The organism is Myroides gitamensis, from assembly GCF_029894455.1.
Classification (GTDB): Bacteria; Bacteroidota; Bacteroidia; order Flavobacteriales; family Flavobacteriaceae; genus Flavobacterium; species Flavobacterium odoratum.
Genome location: NZ_JARYHN010000001.1, coordinates 1,168,357 through 1,185,794, shown reverse-complemented (window position 1 = coordinate 1,185,794; position 17,438 = coordinate 1,168,357). Strand labels below are relative to the sequence as shown.

Genomic DNA, 17,438 nt, shown 5'->3' with positions numbered 1-17,438 from the left:
TAATTTTTTATGAATTTACAAGTGTTTTATAGAATAAGTTTTTTTGCTATTCTATCTTTTTTGTTTGTGTCATGTAATACAAGTACAATACCAGAAAAAGCTAAACCCGTTGAAAATTTTGATGTAAATCGTTATTTGGGAACATGGTATGAAATTGCTCGGTTTGATTTTTATTTTGAAAGAGATTTAAATAATACCACAGCTTACTATAGTTTGGACGAGAAAGGAAATCTCAAGGTTTTAAATCGAGGTTTTAATGTTAAAACCAAAGAATGGAAACAAGCAGAAGGAATAGCTAAGTTCAGAGCAGAGAAAAATATAGGGGCACTTAAAGTTAGCTTTTTTGGTCCTTTTTATTCGGGTTATAATGTCATTGCATTAGATTCAGATTATAAGTATGCTCTAATAGCAGGAAAAAATCTTGATTATTTATGGGTTTTATCTCGAGAAAAAAGTATCCCTGAAGCTATTAAACAACAATACTTGACACTAGCTAATGAAATTGGTTATGATGTATCTCGTTTGATTTGGGTTGAACATGACAAGGAAGATATGTCGGTAATAAAGTTTAAATAAATACAAGAAAAGCGAGTAATTAAAAGAGAAGATACCCCAAAAAAGCTCCTGTTAAAACAATAAAAGCACTATTTACTTTTTTAAATTTAAAAACGAGTATACCACTAAGTAGGGTAATAACAAGGGTTTGCCAGTTCAGCAACACATCTCGTGTCATCGTTATACAAACAGCGATAATCAAGGCAACAGAGGCAACATTTACTGCATCTAAAAAGACAGATAATCCTTTTGAGTTGCGAAGTTTTTTCATCAATGGGTTTAGTAAGGCTACTAGAATAAAGGATGGTAAAAAAATTGCAACAGTTGAAAGAATTGCTCCAGATAAACCATTAATTTGAAAACCAATAAAAGTAACGGAAGAGAAAACAGGTCCTGGTGTGAATTGTCCTACAGCAATAGAATCTATAAGTTGCTCTTTGGTGAGTAAACCTGTTTGCACGAGTTCTGTATCTAAAAAAGCAAATAATACATAGCCACTACCGTACAGTATAGCCCCTATTTTAAGAAAAATCCAAAATAGCTGCATATTGGTATTGGTGAAAAGAGTATTTTGTATACTAAGTAAGAAGGGGAATGGAAGAAAACTTTGTAAGGTACTTCGCTTTGTAGTATTAATATAAAAAACTACATAAGCTAAAAATCCAGCTCCAAACATTAAAATGATCTCATTAGTCCCAAATAAAGAAGCTACTAAGACAATAAGTCCTATAAAGGCTAAGAATAAGGATTTAATGGATTTTTTGGCTAGTGGAAATACGGCTCCAAGGATAATAGCAATAATGGCAGGTTTAATTCCATAGATAAAGGGTTGAATTTGGGGTAATTCTCCATAATTTTTATAAAAATAAGCCAATACACCTGTAAGTAAAACCGCAGGAAGAATAAAACAAAGCCCTGCAATTATAAGACCTTTCCAGCCCGCTTTATCATAACCAATGTGAATGGCCATTTCTGTACTGTTAGGGCCAGGAATTAAATTAGTAGCACCAAGTAGATCTAGAAAGTGTTGTTCATCCATCCATTTTCTTTTTACAACTACTTCCTCTCTCATCATTGCAATATGAGCCGCAGGACCTCCAAAACCAATAATCCCTAATTTTGTAAAGACCTTGATTATTTCTTTGAGACTTACTTCACCTTGTTTGGTATTCATATCTTAAGACTTTTTAATCATACAAATATGTCACAATTAGAACTTAAAATAGGGTGAATTTGAAAAAAGAATGGTACTTTAAATTTCCCGAAATGCTTTAGGAGTAATACCCATATAGCGCTTGAAGTATTTTATAAAGTAAGAAGAGTCACTAAAGTTTAGGTTGTAAGCAATTTCACTAACACTGTTTTCAGAGTATAGTAATTGTCTTTTTGCTTCATCAATAATATGTTCTGCTAATATTTCGGATGCTGACTGTTGGAGTGTTTTGCGACAGATGGCATTTAGCTTTTGTGGTGAAATTTTTAATCTTTGAGCATAATAGGCAACACTATTATGTAAGTTATTTGTTTGCTTTAAAAAATCCTGAAACAAGGCGATCGTATCGCTTTTATTTACGGAAGTAGAAAAAGAAGTAGATCTTGCTATTATCTTAGCCAATAAAGCTTTTAGTAGACCTTCTGTTACCGTAAAATCCTTCTCTGATACAAGTAGATGAAATAATGCATCAATATTTTGGGTATCATTTATTTTTAAGCAAGTAAAATGACTTAATTGGGACAGGAGATCTCTTAACTTATAATCTAATGAGGCTTGTAAGAACTCTTTTTTTAATAGAAGTACAAAGCCTTTAGGTATACTTGTAATATCCCAAAAGTGTACTTGCTCCTTTTGTATAAAAAAAACTGTAGGAGTAGTTATCGAAAATACAGTTTGATCAATTGTATGAAAGCCTGTTCCCTCGCTTAAATAAATAATTTCGAAGTAATTATTGTGTTTATGAGGATTAGTTTTTCGAATTTCTTGTCTAAAAGGAGCAACTTTTATTAGTGTTCTTGTCTCAAGTTTATTTTTTATTTTAATAGATGTATTCAACGTTATTTAATTAAAAAATACAAGTAAAACTAACTATTATCTTCTAATAAAAGGGTATTTAAATGTTAATAAAGCATAGCTCTTTTTAAACAGTAGCTTACACTAAGATTTAAACGGTTTTCTAATCCTAAATAACTGATTTAAGAAAAAATTAATTTAATTATATTTTTACAAGTATTGTTTTTTTTAACTTAAAAAGTAGAATAATAAAATATGTGACAATGAAAGAAAAAAATAGTTTATTTGAAGAATTACGTCTTTTAAGAGGGGATGATCAATATCCTTCACAGCAGATTAAAGAGAAATTAATTGATTTATATCTTCCTTCGACTGTATCAGACTTAGCGATTAATTTATCCAATATTACTTCCCAATTCTATGCTTTGCAATTACAGTCAATAGGAGAGCAGTATGGAGTAGATAAAATACGTTTGCACTCCGATAAACTATTTTACAATCTTGGCAAAGCAAAAGCAGAGCAAGCATTAATTAAAGATACTACTATGGTTCGAGATTGCAGATCAATGGTTATGGTTGCTATTTCTGCTATTTACACTTCGAGTCCGGAGTTCAAGTTTGATGTGCAAGAATATATGTCAGATTATGCTGTGATTCATTTGAAAGGTGTTGATCGTTATCATAGAGCTGCTAAACAATATAAAATTGATCAGTATCTAACTTTTCCCACTTTAATAGCTTTTTTAGATGGAATCAAAGATTATCTTCAATTAAGTAATATAGAAATACAAGTGTCCCAATCTTTCTATGACGAAAATTCAAATATAGACTGTACTTATATTATTAAACAAAATAATTTGTAAGATGAAACATTTGTATAATTACATCGGGGAGAATTATCCTTATTTATTTCCAATGGATAATTTGGTAATGAAGGAATCTACAGTAGAGTATAGTACGACAAGTCGCTCAGATAGTCAATTGAGAGGACTTAAAGCAATAGGACAAACAGTTGCATCATTAGGAAGTATCTCTTTATTGACAGCCATGGATATCTCTTCTAAAACATTTTTTTTAGCTGAAAAAATAAGGATAAGGAAAATCAATAGTACGATTGTAGAGGATGGGTTAAAGTATTGTACTAAGCCTTTTTCATTTTCAAAGCGTAAAGGAAAAGTTTTAGTAGACGTTTTGAATAATCAAAATCAATTGTTTTATACCTCTGAACTAGAATATGTTATTTTCGATGAAAATGCTTTTAACGAGGTTTTTAGCAGTTTTTATACAGAGAAAATTCCTGCAGAAAGTGCTCCAATAAATGAGGACTTACTGGTGAATTTAATCGAACCATTTTGTTTTAAAATTCAAATTCCCGCTTTTACAATTGAACAATGTAAGGGACATTTTGATAATTATCCTATGGTGCCAGGTGTTTTTATAATGGATCGATTATTAGAGGGAATTGAAAAATTCTTTAAGCTTCAAGCAGAGGATCTCCAAAGTAAAAAATTAGTTGTAGATAATTTAGAAACATTTCTAAATACAGCTACTCCAATCTATAGAGAATTAAGCTCGCTAGTCCATTACCGACAAGTATCTAAAGATAGTTATTTGTTTGTTTGTACTATTATTGATAGTAATCATAAAATTGAATATGGTCATTTTGTAATTACTGTGAAGCTTTATTGAAAGTAGTATAAATATCTTATAAAGATAAAAGGAGAAGATTGGTCTAAGTTTGACAATATGTTTTTAGATTTATATATTGTTTTTCACGATTGTGATAATATTTAATTAAAATATAGAGGTTCTGCCGAAGTAAAATATGATTGGATTACTGCAATGAAAAAAGCACAACCATTAAAAGAAGAATTTAGTATAACTTTTTAAGGAGCATTAGATAACAAAAAAACAGGCAATAGTGTGAAGATTTCTATTGCCTGTTTTTTTTTATGCTAGCATTAATTTCCCCTTGGTTTCGACCTATAAATTTTATTTATTTTCTCTTTGTTAATTCTTTAATTTATTGTATTAAGTAACAAGTCTGGTAATAGGAAAATAAACACGAATTTAGGATACTATAAAAGCTATAATTTTAGTAGAATAACCCTAGATAGTTCCTGTATGGAAATCATATTTTAGTGAATTAATCTTACTAAAGCAATGCTTTTATCGATATAATCTTGTAAGGAATTGATTTGTCTTGTATTGTAATCACAATAAATTTACTCGAATTTACTTGTTTTTATCTTGTTCTAATCTCACTTATAAATTGTGTTCTATACTGGTTTTATCTTCCAATGCGATTAACTCAATAAAGGATACGATTGATTCTTATTATTTGACAAGAGTTGTTGGTTTTGAAAATATAAGTTGCTGATATTTAGTGAAATGTTTTTTTGATGCAGTAAATTAAATACTTGCACCCAAATGTGAGGTAAACCTGTTACTAGTTGTTTTTATAACACTTTTTTTAAACTACTTTAAACGAGAATCATTTTCAAATTTTTAATAATTTAATTTAAATAAATAGTGTTGATGGCTCTATATTTTAGAATAAATGTATTTGATTTGTTTTAATAAAAATAAAATTATTATAAAATCAAATTTTAAACAGAAATATTAATAAATTCATTTAAAAACATTTGTTTTGTTTTATTTGATTGTTTTTTTATTAAATAAATAATCTTTTTTTAATGTTATTGCTAAATTAACTTTAGTTTAAATTTGGTTTAAATTTGGTTTTGATTTATTTTTTTGTTTAAATTTATGTGAATTTTAATATATGTGTATTAAAATTAAGATATGTTTTAGTGATTCAATATATTGGGTAGTATAGTGATACTGGGCAATAGAAAGGAATACCAACCATTAAATAAAACTTATATGAGTCAGAATTATTTCAAATTAACCTCCTTGCTTCTTGTTTGTGTGCATACCTTATCTTATGGGCAAGACGAATCGGAGCATATTCAACTAGTGAATACAGGTTTGTTCAGTGTCCGCCCAGAAACCATATTATCTACTCGGTCCGATTTTACAAATACAGCTTCTGGTACTTTTGTGAATGATGGGAGTGTGTATTATTATAAGGATTTTACGAATGATGGTTATTATGGGATTTCTTCTTCGCTGAAGAGCTCTTCTACTTTTTTTATTTTATCTAATTCTACCCTAGCAAAGCGAATCAGTGGCAATAGTTTGGCTTCTTTCTACAATATTGAATTTGACAGCGAACTAAATGGGATTGCTTTTGACTTAAAGAACAATATTGATATTTCAGGTTTGGCTCATTTTAAAAATGGTATTGTACAAGTAGATCCAACAAAAAATGCTAGTACTTCAGTTTCTAATGGTATGGTTACTTTCCTTGCAGGGGCTCGACATGAGAATGTTGGCAATCACAGCTTTATTGAAGGAGCAGTAGAAAAGAAAGGAAATGATCGCTTTGAATACCCTATTGGATATAAAAAATATTTTCGTCCAGCAGTGATAAGTGCACCAGATGACATTTTAGCCACTATTGTCGGGCAATATTATTTAGAAGATGCTCCGTTTTTTGCAGCACACAAAAAAACAGCAGGGGTAATTAAGGTGTTAAACGAGAAAGAATATTGGCGATTGGAAGGGAATTTAACACAACCGAATATGGTTGTCTTGAGTTTGGATTGGAATGAGGAAACTACGCCTCCGGAATTACTTAAAAATCCAGAAGAGGAATTGCATATTGTCCGTTGGGATGCCAAAGAACAGCTATGGGTGGATGAAGGAGGAGTTGTGGATATGTCTCTTAATAGGGTAACAACAGTCGCAGAAATTAAAGATTTTGGTTATTTCACGCTAGCTACAGTAAAAAAAGATTGGCTTATTGAAGGTGATGTCGTGATTTACAATTTAGTCACACCTGATGGAGATGGTAAAAATGATTACTTCATCATTGATAATATCAACAAATATCCCAATAACCGCGTAGAAATTTACAACCGTTGGGGGGTAAAAGTATATGAAACTACGGGATATGATCCAAAAGGAGATGGAAGTGTAAATGTATTTAGAGGCTATTCAGACGGTAAGATTACAGTGGATAAAAATAAAAAATTACCAAGTGGAACGTATTACTACGTAGTGACTTATGAATACAAAGATGCTAATGGTAGTCGTATGATTAAGAAAGCCGCCAATTTACATGTAGAGACCAATTAAATCCCAAAATAGATGAGACTAAAAAACACAATAAAGACTTTTGTTCTTGGAGGGGTAGGCTTGTTTTGTATGGAACAATCCTATGCACAACAAGATCCACAATATACGCAGTATATGTATAACCACTCGAACATCAACCCTGCTTATGCGGGAAGTAGAGAAGGGTTGAATATTTTTGGTTTGTATCGCACCCAATGGGTGGGGTTAGAAGGGGCTCCTAAAACAGCAACTTTGTCTGTCAATACTCCTTTGGGTGAATCAGGATTGGGATTAGGGGTGAGTTTTGTCAATGATCATTTAGGTGTGATGGACGATAATACCTTAGCGGTTGATTTATCTTATGCTGTGAATCTGAACTACAATTATAAGTTAGCTTTTGGATTGAAAGGGTCTGCAAATTTACTAGATGTCAATTACAGTAAGCTGCATATTTACAACCCGACAGATCCTGTAGCAGAAGATGATATTAAGAATGAATTTAATGCCAATATAGGGGCGGGATTATTCTTGTATTCGGACCGGGCTTATGTAGGTGTTTCGGTACCCACATTACTAACTCGTTCACGCTATGACGATAATAATGTCAAAACAATGCGTGAAAAGATGCACTTGTATGTGACAGGGGGGTATGTGTTTGACCTGAATACAAACATCAAGTTTAAACCGGCTGCTATGGTAAAAATGGAACAAGGATCTCCGCTGCAAATGGATGTATCAGCCAACTTTATGTTTGTAGATAAGTTTACCGCAGGAGTTGCTTACCGATGGGATGCTGCCGTGAGTGGCTTAGTTGGTTTTCAAGTGTCAGATCAGATTATGGTTGGTTATAGCTATGATGCTGAAACTTCCAAATTGGCTCGATATAATTCGGGATCTCATGAAATCTTTATGCGATTCACTTTGTTTAATAGCTACAAGCGCGTTGCTGCGCCAAGGTTCTTCTAATGGGTACAAGTATGGTGAAACAGATAATACAACTTGGAATATTAAGTATAGCCTTGGGCTTAAGCACAACAGGTTATAGTCAAATTAAAAAGGAAAAACAGGCTGATAAAAGCTTTGATCGATTGGCCTATGTTGATGCCATTAAAGTGTATGAACGCATGGCAAATCAAGGGTATGTCAATACCTCTATTCTGCAAAACCTCGCTGATGCCTACTATTTTAATGGGAAATTAGTAGAGGCGAATACATGGTATACGGAGCTCTTTGAAGGGAATTATGAAGATAAAGAATTGGCCAAATTACCTTCAGAATATTACTATCGCTATGCACAAACTTTAAAGTCAGTGGAAGATTATACAAAATCGAAACAAATGATGGATCAGTTTGCAGTATTAGAACAGCGAGATTCTAGGGTAGAGCTATATAGCAAGAACCGCGATTATTTGGCTCATATTGAAAATCGATCGGATCGCTATGATATTAAACGCTTAGATTTTAATACAGCCTATTCAGATTATGGCGGAACCCTGCTTGGGGATCAATTTATATTTACGTCAGCACGAGCTACCGATCAGCAAAAGGATAGTAAAATCCATGCTTGGACAAATGAAAGTTATACCAGTTTATATCGTTCAACGATTGGTCAAAGTGGTTTTGGAGAACCGGTACTTTTTGCACCAGAAATTGATTCTGAGGTCAATGATGCAACAGCTGTTTTTACGCAAGATGGCAATACCATGTATTTCACGCGTAATAATTCCAAAGCGAGCGGAAAAAGCAAACAAAATAAAGAGAAAACTTCTTTATTGAAATTATACAAAGCAGTAAAACAAGCGGATGGAAAGTGGGGACAAGTAGAAGAATTGCCTTTTAATTCGGATAATTTTAATACCGCCCATCCTGCATTAACACCAGACGATAAGTGGTTGTACTTTGCTTCTGATCGACAAGGTACAAGAGGACAATCCGATTTGTTTCGCGTGGCTTTATATGAACATGAAGGATATGGACCAGTTGAAAATTTAGGTTCCTCCATCAATACAGAAGGTAGAGAAAATTTTCCTTTTATAGCTTCTGATTATCAGTTGTATTTCTCTTCTGATGGGCATCTAGGTTTAGGGGGATTGGACATATTTACCGCTAAGATTTATCCTAATGGAAGTTTTGGTCCTGTCGTGAATATGGGAACCCCTATTAATAGTAGCATGGATGATTTTGGGTTCTACTTGGATCCCAAACAAAATAAAGGATTTGTTAGTTCAAACCGCGCTGATGGACAAGGATCAGATGATATTTATTTCCTTGCTGAAAAACCGTGTAAGCAAACGATTGAAGGAACAGTATACGACAAAGACACCAATGAAATCGTTGCAAATGCCTTGATTGTTATTTCAGATGCGCTTTATCAAAAATCAGATACACTTTACACCAATGCGAAAGGATATTATATCACTTCACTTTTAGATTGTGGATATAAGTACCGCATTAAAGCAGAAAAAGAATCCTATAATACCGTTGAAGTTGCTTTTAATGTAAATCGAGAACCTGGGGTAAAAACAGTAAATATTGGCTTAGAAAAAGCAGAGAAACCGCTAGGCTTAAATGATGATTTATTTAAAAGACTCAATTTACAACCGATCTACTTTGATTTTGATAAATCGAATATTCGCAGAGATGCTGCGATTGAGTTGATGAAAGTAGTCGAGGTATTGAAAGAATACCCTTCCATAAAAATTGATGTTCGCTCTCATACAGATAGTAGAGGAAATGATGTATACAACATGAGTTTATCCGATCGTCGTGTGAAATCAACTATTAAATGGATGATTGAACAAGGAATCGATCCAAGTCGCTTGACTGGACGAGGATATGGAGAAAGTCAGTTGCTAAACAAATGTAGCAATGGTGTACCGTGTACGACTTCGGAACACCAAGAAAATAGACGCAGTGAATTTATTATTAAAGAAATTTAATACGCAGGAAACATAATTTAAACAACTAATCACATGAAAAAGAGATGGATTTTACTCGGTGCTTTTTGTACTGGGGCAATAAGTTACGCTCAAGTTGGAATAGGTACGGCTAACCCTAATCCTTCTTCTCAACTTGAAATAACTTCTGATAAAAGAGGGGTTCTAATCCCCCGAGTTGAATTGAAAAGTCTTACTGACAATGGTACGATTACCAATGGAAATGTTGAAAGTTTATTGGTTTATAACGTAACAGATTCAGGAGATTTACAACCAGGATATTATTTTTGGAAAGGAAATAATTGGAATCGATTTTTAACAGAATTAGATGGTAAAGAATGGAGTAATGCAAAAAATAAAAGTTTTGTAGTTGAAGATGATTTACTTAAACTATATGATGAAAATGATGATGTTATTTTTATAGATCTTCAAAGTTTAAATATCGTTACCACGTTAGTTAAAGATTCATCAGGTAATGGAAAGTATACGTATAAAAATGAGGCAGGGACGGAAGTCATGATTGATGTTCAGGCTGATGTGATCAACAACTTCGAAGACATTATCAATAATACGAATGTTCAAGAAATTTTAAATCAATACCTTACAGAGAATGCGGGAAATGTTCACTATGACGGAAATTCCTTTACGTATGTCAATGAAGATGGAGATACGGTTACCTTGGATATGTCCACAATCATTAAGGCGAATGAAACTATCACTACTTTAGTAAAAGATCCATCAGGCAACGGACAATATACCTATACCAATGAAGCAGGTGTAGCAGTTGTGATAGATGTACAAGCAGATGTGATCAACAACTTTGAAGACATCATCAACCAAACCGATGTACAGGAAATCATCAACAACATTATTAAAAACGTAGGAGGAAACGTTCACTATGACGGAAATTCCTTTACGTATGTCAATGAAGATGGAGATACAGTAACCTTGGATATGTCAACGATTATCAAAGCTAACGAAACCATCACTACTTTAGTAAAAGATCCATCAGGCAACGGACAATACACCTATACCAATGAGGCGGGTGTAGCAGTTGTGATAGATGTACAAGCAGATGTGATCAACAACTTTGAAGACATCATCAACCAAACCGATGTACAGGAAATCATCAACAACATTATTAAAAACGTAGGAGGAAATGTTCACTATGACGGAAATTCCTTTACGTATGTCAATGAAGATGGAGATACGGTTACCTTGGATATGTCCACGATTATCAAGGCGAATGAAACTATCACTACTTTAGTAAAAGATCCATCAGGTAACGGACAATACACCTATACCAATGAAGCGGGTGTAGCAGTTGTGATAGATGTTCAGGCTGATGTGATCAACAACTTTGAAGATATCATCAACCAAACCGATGTACAGGAAATCATCAATAATATCATTAAAAACGTAGGAGGTAACGTTCACTATGACGGAAATTCCTTTACGTATGTCAATGAAGATGGAGATACAGTTACCTTGGATATGTCTACAATCATTAAGGCTAATGAAACTATTACTACTTTAGTTAAGGACCCATCAGGCAACGGACAATACACTTATACCAATGAAGCAGGTGTAGCAGTTGTGATTGACGTACAAGCGGATGTGATCAACAATTTTGAAGATATCATCAACCAAACTGACGTCCAGGAAATCATCAACAATATCATTAAAAACGTAGGAGGAAATGTTCACTATGACGGAAATTCCTTTACGTATGTCAATGAAGATGGAGATACGGTTACCTTGGATATGTCCACGATTATCAAGGCGAATGAAACTATCACTACTTTAGTAAAAGATCCATCAGGTAACGGACAATACACCTATACCAATGAAGCGGGTGTAGCAGTTGTGATAGATGTTCAGGCTGATGTGATCAACAACTTTGAAGATATCATCAACCAAACCGATGTACAGGAAATCATCAATAATATCATTAAAAACGTAGGAGGTAACGTTCACTATGACGGAAATTCCTTTACGTATGTCAATGAAGATGGAGATACAGTTACCTTGGATATGTCTACAATCATTAAGGCTAATGAAACTATTACTACTTTAGTTAAGGACCCATCAGGCAACGGACAATACACTTATACCAATGAAGCAGGTGTAGCAGTTGTGATTGACGTACAAGCGGATGTGATCAACAATTTTGAAGATATCATCAACCAAACTGACGTCCAGGAAATCATCAACAATATCATTAAAAACGTAGGAGGAAATGTTCACTATGACGGAAATTCCTTTACGTATGTCAATGAAGATGGAGATACGGTTACCTTGGATATGTCCACGATTATCAAGGCGAATGAAACTATCACTACTTTAGTAAAAGATCCATCAGGTAACGGACAATACACCTATACCAATGAGGCGGGTGTAGCAGTTGTGATAGATGTTCAGGCTGATGTGATCAACAACTTTGAAGATATCATCAACCAAACCGATGTACAGGAAATCATCAACAATATCATTAAAAACGTAGGAGGAAACGTACACTATGACGGAAATTCCTTTACGTATGTTAATGAAGATGGAGATACGGTAACCTTGGATATGTCTACAATCATTAAGGCTAATGAAACTATTACCACCTTAGTTAAGGATCCATCAGGTAACGGACAATACACCTATACCAATGAGGCGGGTGTAGCTGTAGTAATTGATGTTCAGGCTGATGTGATCAACAACTTCGAAGACATTATTAATAATACGAATGTTCAAGAAATTTTAAATCAATACCTTACAGAGAATGCGGGTAACGTACATTATGACGGAAATTCCTTTACGTATGTCAATGAAGATGGAGATACGGTAACCTTGGATATGTCAACGATTATCAAGGCGAATGAAACTATCACTACTTTAGTAAAAGATCCATCAGGCAACGGACAATATACCTATACCAATGAAGCAGGTGTAGCAGTTGTGATAGATGTACAAGCAGATGTGATCAACAACTTTGAAGACATCATCAACCAAACCGATGTACAGGAAATCATCAACAACATTATTAAAAACGTAGGAGGAAACGTTCACTATGACGGAAATTCCTTTACGTATGTCAATGAAGATGGAGATACAGTAACCTTGGATATGTCAACGATTATCAAAGCTAATGAAACTATTACCACCTTAGTTAAGGATCCATCAGGTAACGGACAATACACCTATACCAATGAATCAGGTGTAGCTGTATTAATTGATGTTCAGGCTGATGTGATCAATAACTTTGAAGATATCATTAACCAAACCGATGTACAGGAAATCATCAACAACATCATTAAAAACGTAGGAGGAAATGTTCACTATGACGGAAATTCCTTTACGTATGTCAATGAAGATGGAGATACAGTTACCTTGGATATGTCAACAATTATTAAGGCGAATGAAACTATTACTACCTTAGTTAAGGATCCATCAGGCAACGGACAATACACCTATACCAATGAGGCAGGTGTAGCAGTTGTGATTGATGTTCAGGCTGATGTGATCAATAACTTTGAAGATATCATTAACCAAACCGATGTACAGGAAATCATCAACAACATCATTAAAAACGTAGGAGGAAATGTTCACTATGACGGAAATTCCTTTACGTATGTCAATGAAGATGGAGATACGGTTACCTTGGATATGTCAACGATTATCAAGGCGAATGAAACTATCACTACTTTAGTAAAAGATCCATCAGGTAACGGACAATATACCTATACCAATGAGGCGGGTGTAGCAGTTGTGATAGATGTACAAGCAGATGTGATCAACAACTTTGAAGATATAATCAACCAAACAGATGTACAGGAAATCATCAACAACATCATTAAAAACGTAGGTGGAAACGTACACTATGACGGAAATTCCTTTACGTATGTCAATGAAGATGGAGATACGGTTACCTTGGATATGTCCACGATTATCAAGGCGAATGAAACTATCACTACTTTAGTAAAAGATCCATCAGGTAACGGACAATACACCTATACCAATGAGGCGGGTGTAGCTGTAGTAATTGATGTTCAGGCTGATGTGATCAACAACTTCGAAGACATTATTAATAATACGAATGTTCAAGAAATTTTAAATCAATACCTTACAGAGAATGCGGGTAACGTACATTATGACGGAAATTCCTTTACGTATGTCAATGAAGATGGAGATACAGTTACCTTGGATATGTCTACAATCATTAAGGCTAATGAAACAGTAACAACCCTAGCAAATGCAAATGGAGTTCTGACGTATACGAATGAGGCTAATGTCCCAGTAGTAGTAGATATTCCTGCTTTAGTTAAGTCTAGTGAAACGTTAACGGTTCTTGAAAATATAGTAACGCAAGAGAGCGAGGAGAGTGGAGAAATTGTTGATATTTATACGCTAACCTACAAAGATGAAGCGGGAGATCTACATCCAATCGATATTAAAGTGTTAGTGAAAGGAACAGAGACAGTAACTACCTTGGTTTATGATCCAATGGAGCATGTATTAACCTATAAAAATGAAAAAGGGGAAGTTACTAACTTAAAATTAACAGATTTAGTTGGTGATGGAGAATCGTTAACTAAGTTGGAATTTGATGCAGCGACCAATTCTTTATTATATACAGATGAGGATGGAATTATTCATACGATTGAAATCGAATCAATTAATAAACATCCTTGGTTGGATTCCTCAACACATAATGTCGCTACTAGTAGTACAGCTGATATTTATACTAAAGGATGGGTTGGAATTGGGTTTACTGAACCATCTGGCGCTCCTAATGAGAAGTTAAGAGTTAATGGAAGTATCACAGCTGTAAATAGTTACTATGCAGATTATGTATTTGAAAAGTATTTTGATGGGTATTCATCCTTAAAATATGATTATAAGTTTAAAAGCTTAGATGTTGTTGAAGACTTTATTAAAGAAAATCGTCACTTACCTGGGATAACGCCTATTCATGAATTGAGTAAATCAGAGGACGGCTATTCTTTTAATGTTTCAGAATTATCAATTCAACTTTTAGAAAAAACAGAAGAATTGTATTTGCATATTATTGAGCAAAATAAAGAATTAGAGGAAAAGGAGTCAAGAATTAAAGAATTAGAGCAAGTTAACCAAAATGTTCAGCAAAAAGTAGAGCAATTAGAGCAAGTTAACCAAAATGTTCAACAAAAAGTAGAGCAATTAGAGAAAATGCTTCTAGACTTCATGCACAAAAACTAACTTTTTAAAATTATTAATTATGCGTTATAATAATACGATATACAAGGGAATGAAAGATATAATTTCATTACTATTGATCCTTTTTATAGGTATCTTTTCAAGTATGGCCCAAACTAATATGACTAAAATTAAAGATGGCACTATTTCTGGATCCGCTGCTGTACCTGGTTTGGGAGTAATACTTGAATTAGAAAGTGTTAATAAAGGATTTTTGACTCCAAGATTGACCACACAACAAAGAGATGCAATTGCAGTTGCCAATAGAACTGATGGTTTATTGATTTACAATAAAACAACAGGCTGTTTTAACTATTGGAGTGAAGTACAAGATACCTGGTTGAGTTTATGTGGTACGCCGCCTCCTGCTGTATTTGAAATTAGTGCAATACAATGTTCAGAGATAACGGTAAATGGAACATTTAAACAAGGAGAATATTTGAAACCTTCAAATTATTTGACTATACCTGTAACAGTAACACAAGCAGGTACCTATGATATTTTAGCTGCAACAAATAATGGTTATTATTTTTCAACTAAAGGAACTTTCCCAACCTCAGGAACATATACTTTGATTGCAGAAGGAGTAGGAACTCCTAATGTGGGCTATAATGTTGGTGAGAATGGAGATTTATTGACTATCTCATTAAATAATAAGCTTAGTACATGTGTCACTAAGTATGTTTTTGTAGACAAAGCAAGTGTTAGCTATGAAATAGATTGTAATGGTGCAATAGTTCAAGGTGACTATATGATCGGTAGATCGTTAGATGGGAATAATAAGATTATTTTAGAGGTTGACGTGCAATCAGTAGGATATTGGAGTATATCAACTAATACAGTCAATGGTTATTCATTTAGAGGATCTGGGACATTTACGCAAATTGGAGGTCCTCAAACCATAGAATTATTGGGAACTGGAACACCAATAGTTTCAGGCTCAAATTCATTTAATTTGACTTCAAATTCTGATGCTGGTACAAGTACAAGTTGTACGGGTGTTCAAGTTGTAGTACAAGCTATTAAGTATACCGTAGATTGTTCTCAAGCAATTGTTGCTGGGGTGTATAAACAAGATGAAGCCATGACAGCTTCTAATACAGTAACGATAAAGGCTAATGTACAAGCAACCGGTGAAACCACAATTCGTACAAATACTGTGGGCGGTATTTATTTCACTTCAGGGCCACTTTCTTTTGATTCACTAGGTGAGAGGGATGTTGTATTAACAGCTGTTGGAACACCAACTACTCCGGGTGTAAATACCTTTACTTTAGATGCATCACCAGGTATGGTTGCTACTTGTGGATTTGATGTTACAATAACAGGACAACCTGTAGCTTATAGTTTAACTTGTTCTACTATAGTGGTAAATGGAACGTATGCTCCTAATATAGCCATGAATGCTACGAATACAATGACATTAAGTGTAAACGTTCAATATCCAGGTGCTTATACTATATCTACCAATACAGTAAATGGAGTGACGTTCTCAGCAAGCGGTACATTTACTTTGACCGGTACACAAGATGTAACATTACAAGCTTCAGGTACAGGTCTAACAGGAGGTACTCATCGATTTACAATTACATCAAATAGTAGTTTAGGAAGTAATACATGTAATAAAAATGTAGAGTTTGTTTATCGCAAAATAAATGTCCTTGGATTAGGAGGTGGTACCTATCAACCTGGAACGGCTAGTAATACGCAAAGTACAAGAGCTATATTACAATCACCTGCGAATTTTGGACCTACAGGAAAAGTTCAAGTAGATGGTATTACGATTGTTAATGGAGGTACAGGACAAGGAGCTACATTGAGAAATAACATCAATAATAATAAAATAGACGTAATTGTAATTGGTTATAATTACTTACCATCAGCAGCATCGATTGCCATTTTAGAAGACTTTGTTAAAAATAAGAAAGGTGTATTGATTCACTCTCAAGAGAATGATGCTACAGGGGCTAGAGATTTAATTAATGCAATAGCAAATTCTGCAACTACTGCTGTATCAGGAACTGGAACCACCTATATTAATCCAATTTTAAATATGGATAATATATTGCTAAATGGGCCTTTTGGAGACATTCGAAATAAAGCAGGAGGAAGTGATGTGAATAATTCTTATTACGTAACAGGTTTTTCGAATGAATATACTAGCTTTTCTCATCAACAAGGTAATACTTCTCGTTCTTGGTTGATTAAGCACAATACACTAGGATATATTTATGTTGGTGATTCTGGATGGACCTCTGGTGATGCTACTAATAGTTCGACAACTATTTGGCCAGCTGCTATGACAGCAGGAGGATTGCCAATCTCTAAAGCATATAATGGAGGTACTTTGGTTTATAATAGTATTTTATACGCTAATATTATGACTTGGGCTATCCAATATGTACAAGAGAATACAAATGTAGATTATATAGTTCCATAGTGGATATAATGAAGAACAATTAAAAAAATAAGCTTGATTTAATCAAGCTTATTTTTTTTTGTATTAAATAAATCATTATAGTGCTAAATCCTCT

General features: G+C 33.8%; 10 protein-coding genes. 8 read left to right on the top strand and 2 right to left on the bottom strand.

All coding sequences use genetic code 11. The features are described 5' to 3' along the window. Positions 1-9: 9 nt before the first annotated feature. Positions 10-576, top strand: a complete 567-nt coding sequence (locus M2306_RS05065; RefSeq protein ID WP_259188732.1) for a lipocalin family protein — start codon at positions 10-12, stop codon at positions 574-576. A gap of 19 nt (positions 577-595) precedes the next feature. Here M2306_RS05065 and chrA read toward each other — a convergent pair whose 3' ends face one another. Beyond that, positions 596-1,729 carry a chromate efflux transporter gene (gene chrA / locus M2306_RS05060; RefSeq protein ID WP_259188733.1) on the bottom strand — a complete coding sequence of 378 codons (1,134 nt, stop codon included), beginning with the start codon at positions 1,727-1,729 and terminating at the stop codon, positions 596-598. Positions 1,730-1,807: 78 nt separating this feature from the next. Next, positions 1,808-2,605 carry a helix-turn-helix domain-containing protein gene (locus M2306_RS05055; protein WP_259188735.1) on the bottom strand — a complete coding sequence of 266 codons (798 nt, stop codon included), beginning with the start codon at positions 2,603-2,605 and terminating at the stop codon, positions 1,808-1,810. 221 nt (positions 2,606-2,826) lie between these two features. On the opposite strand from M2306_RS05055, the gene M2306_RS05050 reads away from it, so the two are divergent. The 7 genes from M2306_RS05050 to M2306_RS05020 all read left to right on the top strand — a co-directional run bounded on the left by M2306_RS05050 (position 2,827) and on the right by M2306_RS05020 (position 17,344). After that, positions 2,827-3,426, top strand: coding sequence for a hypothetical protein (locus M2306_RS05050; RefSeq protein ID WP_259188737.1), 600 nt, complete (start codon positions 2,827-2,829; stop codon positions 3,424-3,426). Between the two features lies 1 nt (position 3,427). Continuing rightward, entirely contained in the window at positions 3,428-4,252 is an 825-nt protein-coding gene (locus M2306_RS05045; RefSeq protein ID WP_259188738.1) for a hypothetical protein, read from the top strand. A 1,197-nt stretch (positions 4,253-5,449) separates the two neighbouring features. Next, positions 5,450-6,766: a T9SS type B sorting domain-containing protein gene (locus M2306_RS05040; RefSeq protein ID WP_498882782.1), complete on the top strand. Its 1,317-nt coding sequence runs from the start codon at positions 5,450-5,452 to the stop codon at positions 6,764-6,766. A 12-nt stretch (positions 6,767-6,778) separates the two neighbouring features. Next, positions 6,779-7,711, top strand: a complete 933-nt coding sequence (locus M2306_RS05035) for a PorP/SprF family type IX secretion system membrane protein (protein WP_115091048.1) — start codon at positions 6,779-6,781, stop codon at positions 7,709-7,711. Between the two features lie 11 nt (positions 7,712-7,722). After that, the gene (locus M2306_RS05030; RefSeq protein ID WP_115091668.1) at positions 7,723-9,684 is read left to right on the top strand and encodes an OmpA family protein; all 1,962 of its coding nucleotides are present in this window, start codon (positions 7,723-7,725) and stop codon (positions 9,682-9,684) included. A 33-nt stretch (positions 9,685-9,717) separates the two neighbouring features. Further along, positions 9,718-14,907 carry a beta strand repeat-containing protein gene (locus M2306_RS05025; RefSeq protein ID WP_498882781.1) on the top strand — a complete coding sequence of 1,730 codons (5,190 nt, stop codon included), beginning with the start codon at positions 9,718-9,720 and terminating at the stop codon, positions 14,905-14,907. 19 nt (positions 14,908-14,926) lie between these two features. Beyond that, the gene (locus M2306_RS05020; protein ID WP_310503498.1) at positions 14,927-17,344 is read left to right on the top strand and encodes a phage tail-like protein; all 2,418 of its coding nucleotides are present in this window, start codon (positions 14,927-14,929) and stop codon (positions 17,342-17,344) included. Positions 17,345-17,438: the final 94 nt, after the last annotated feature.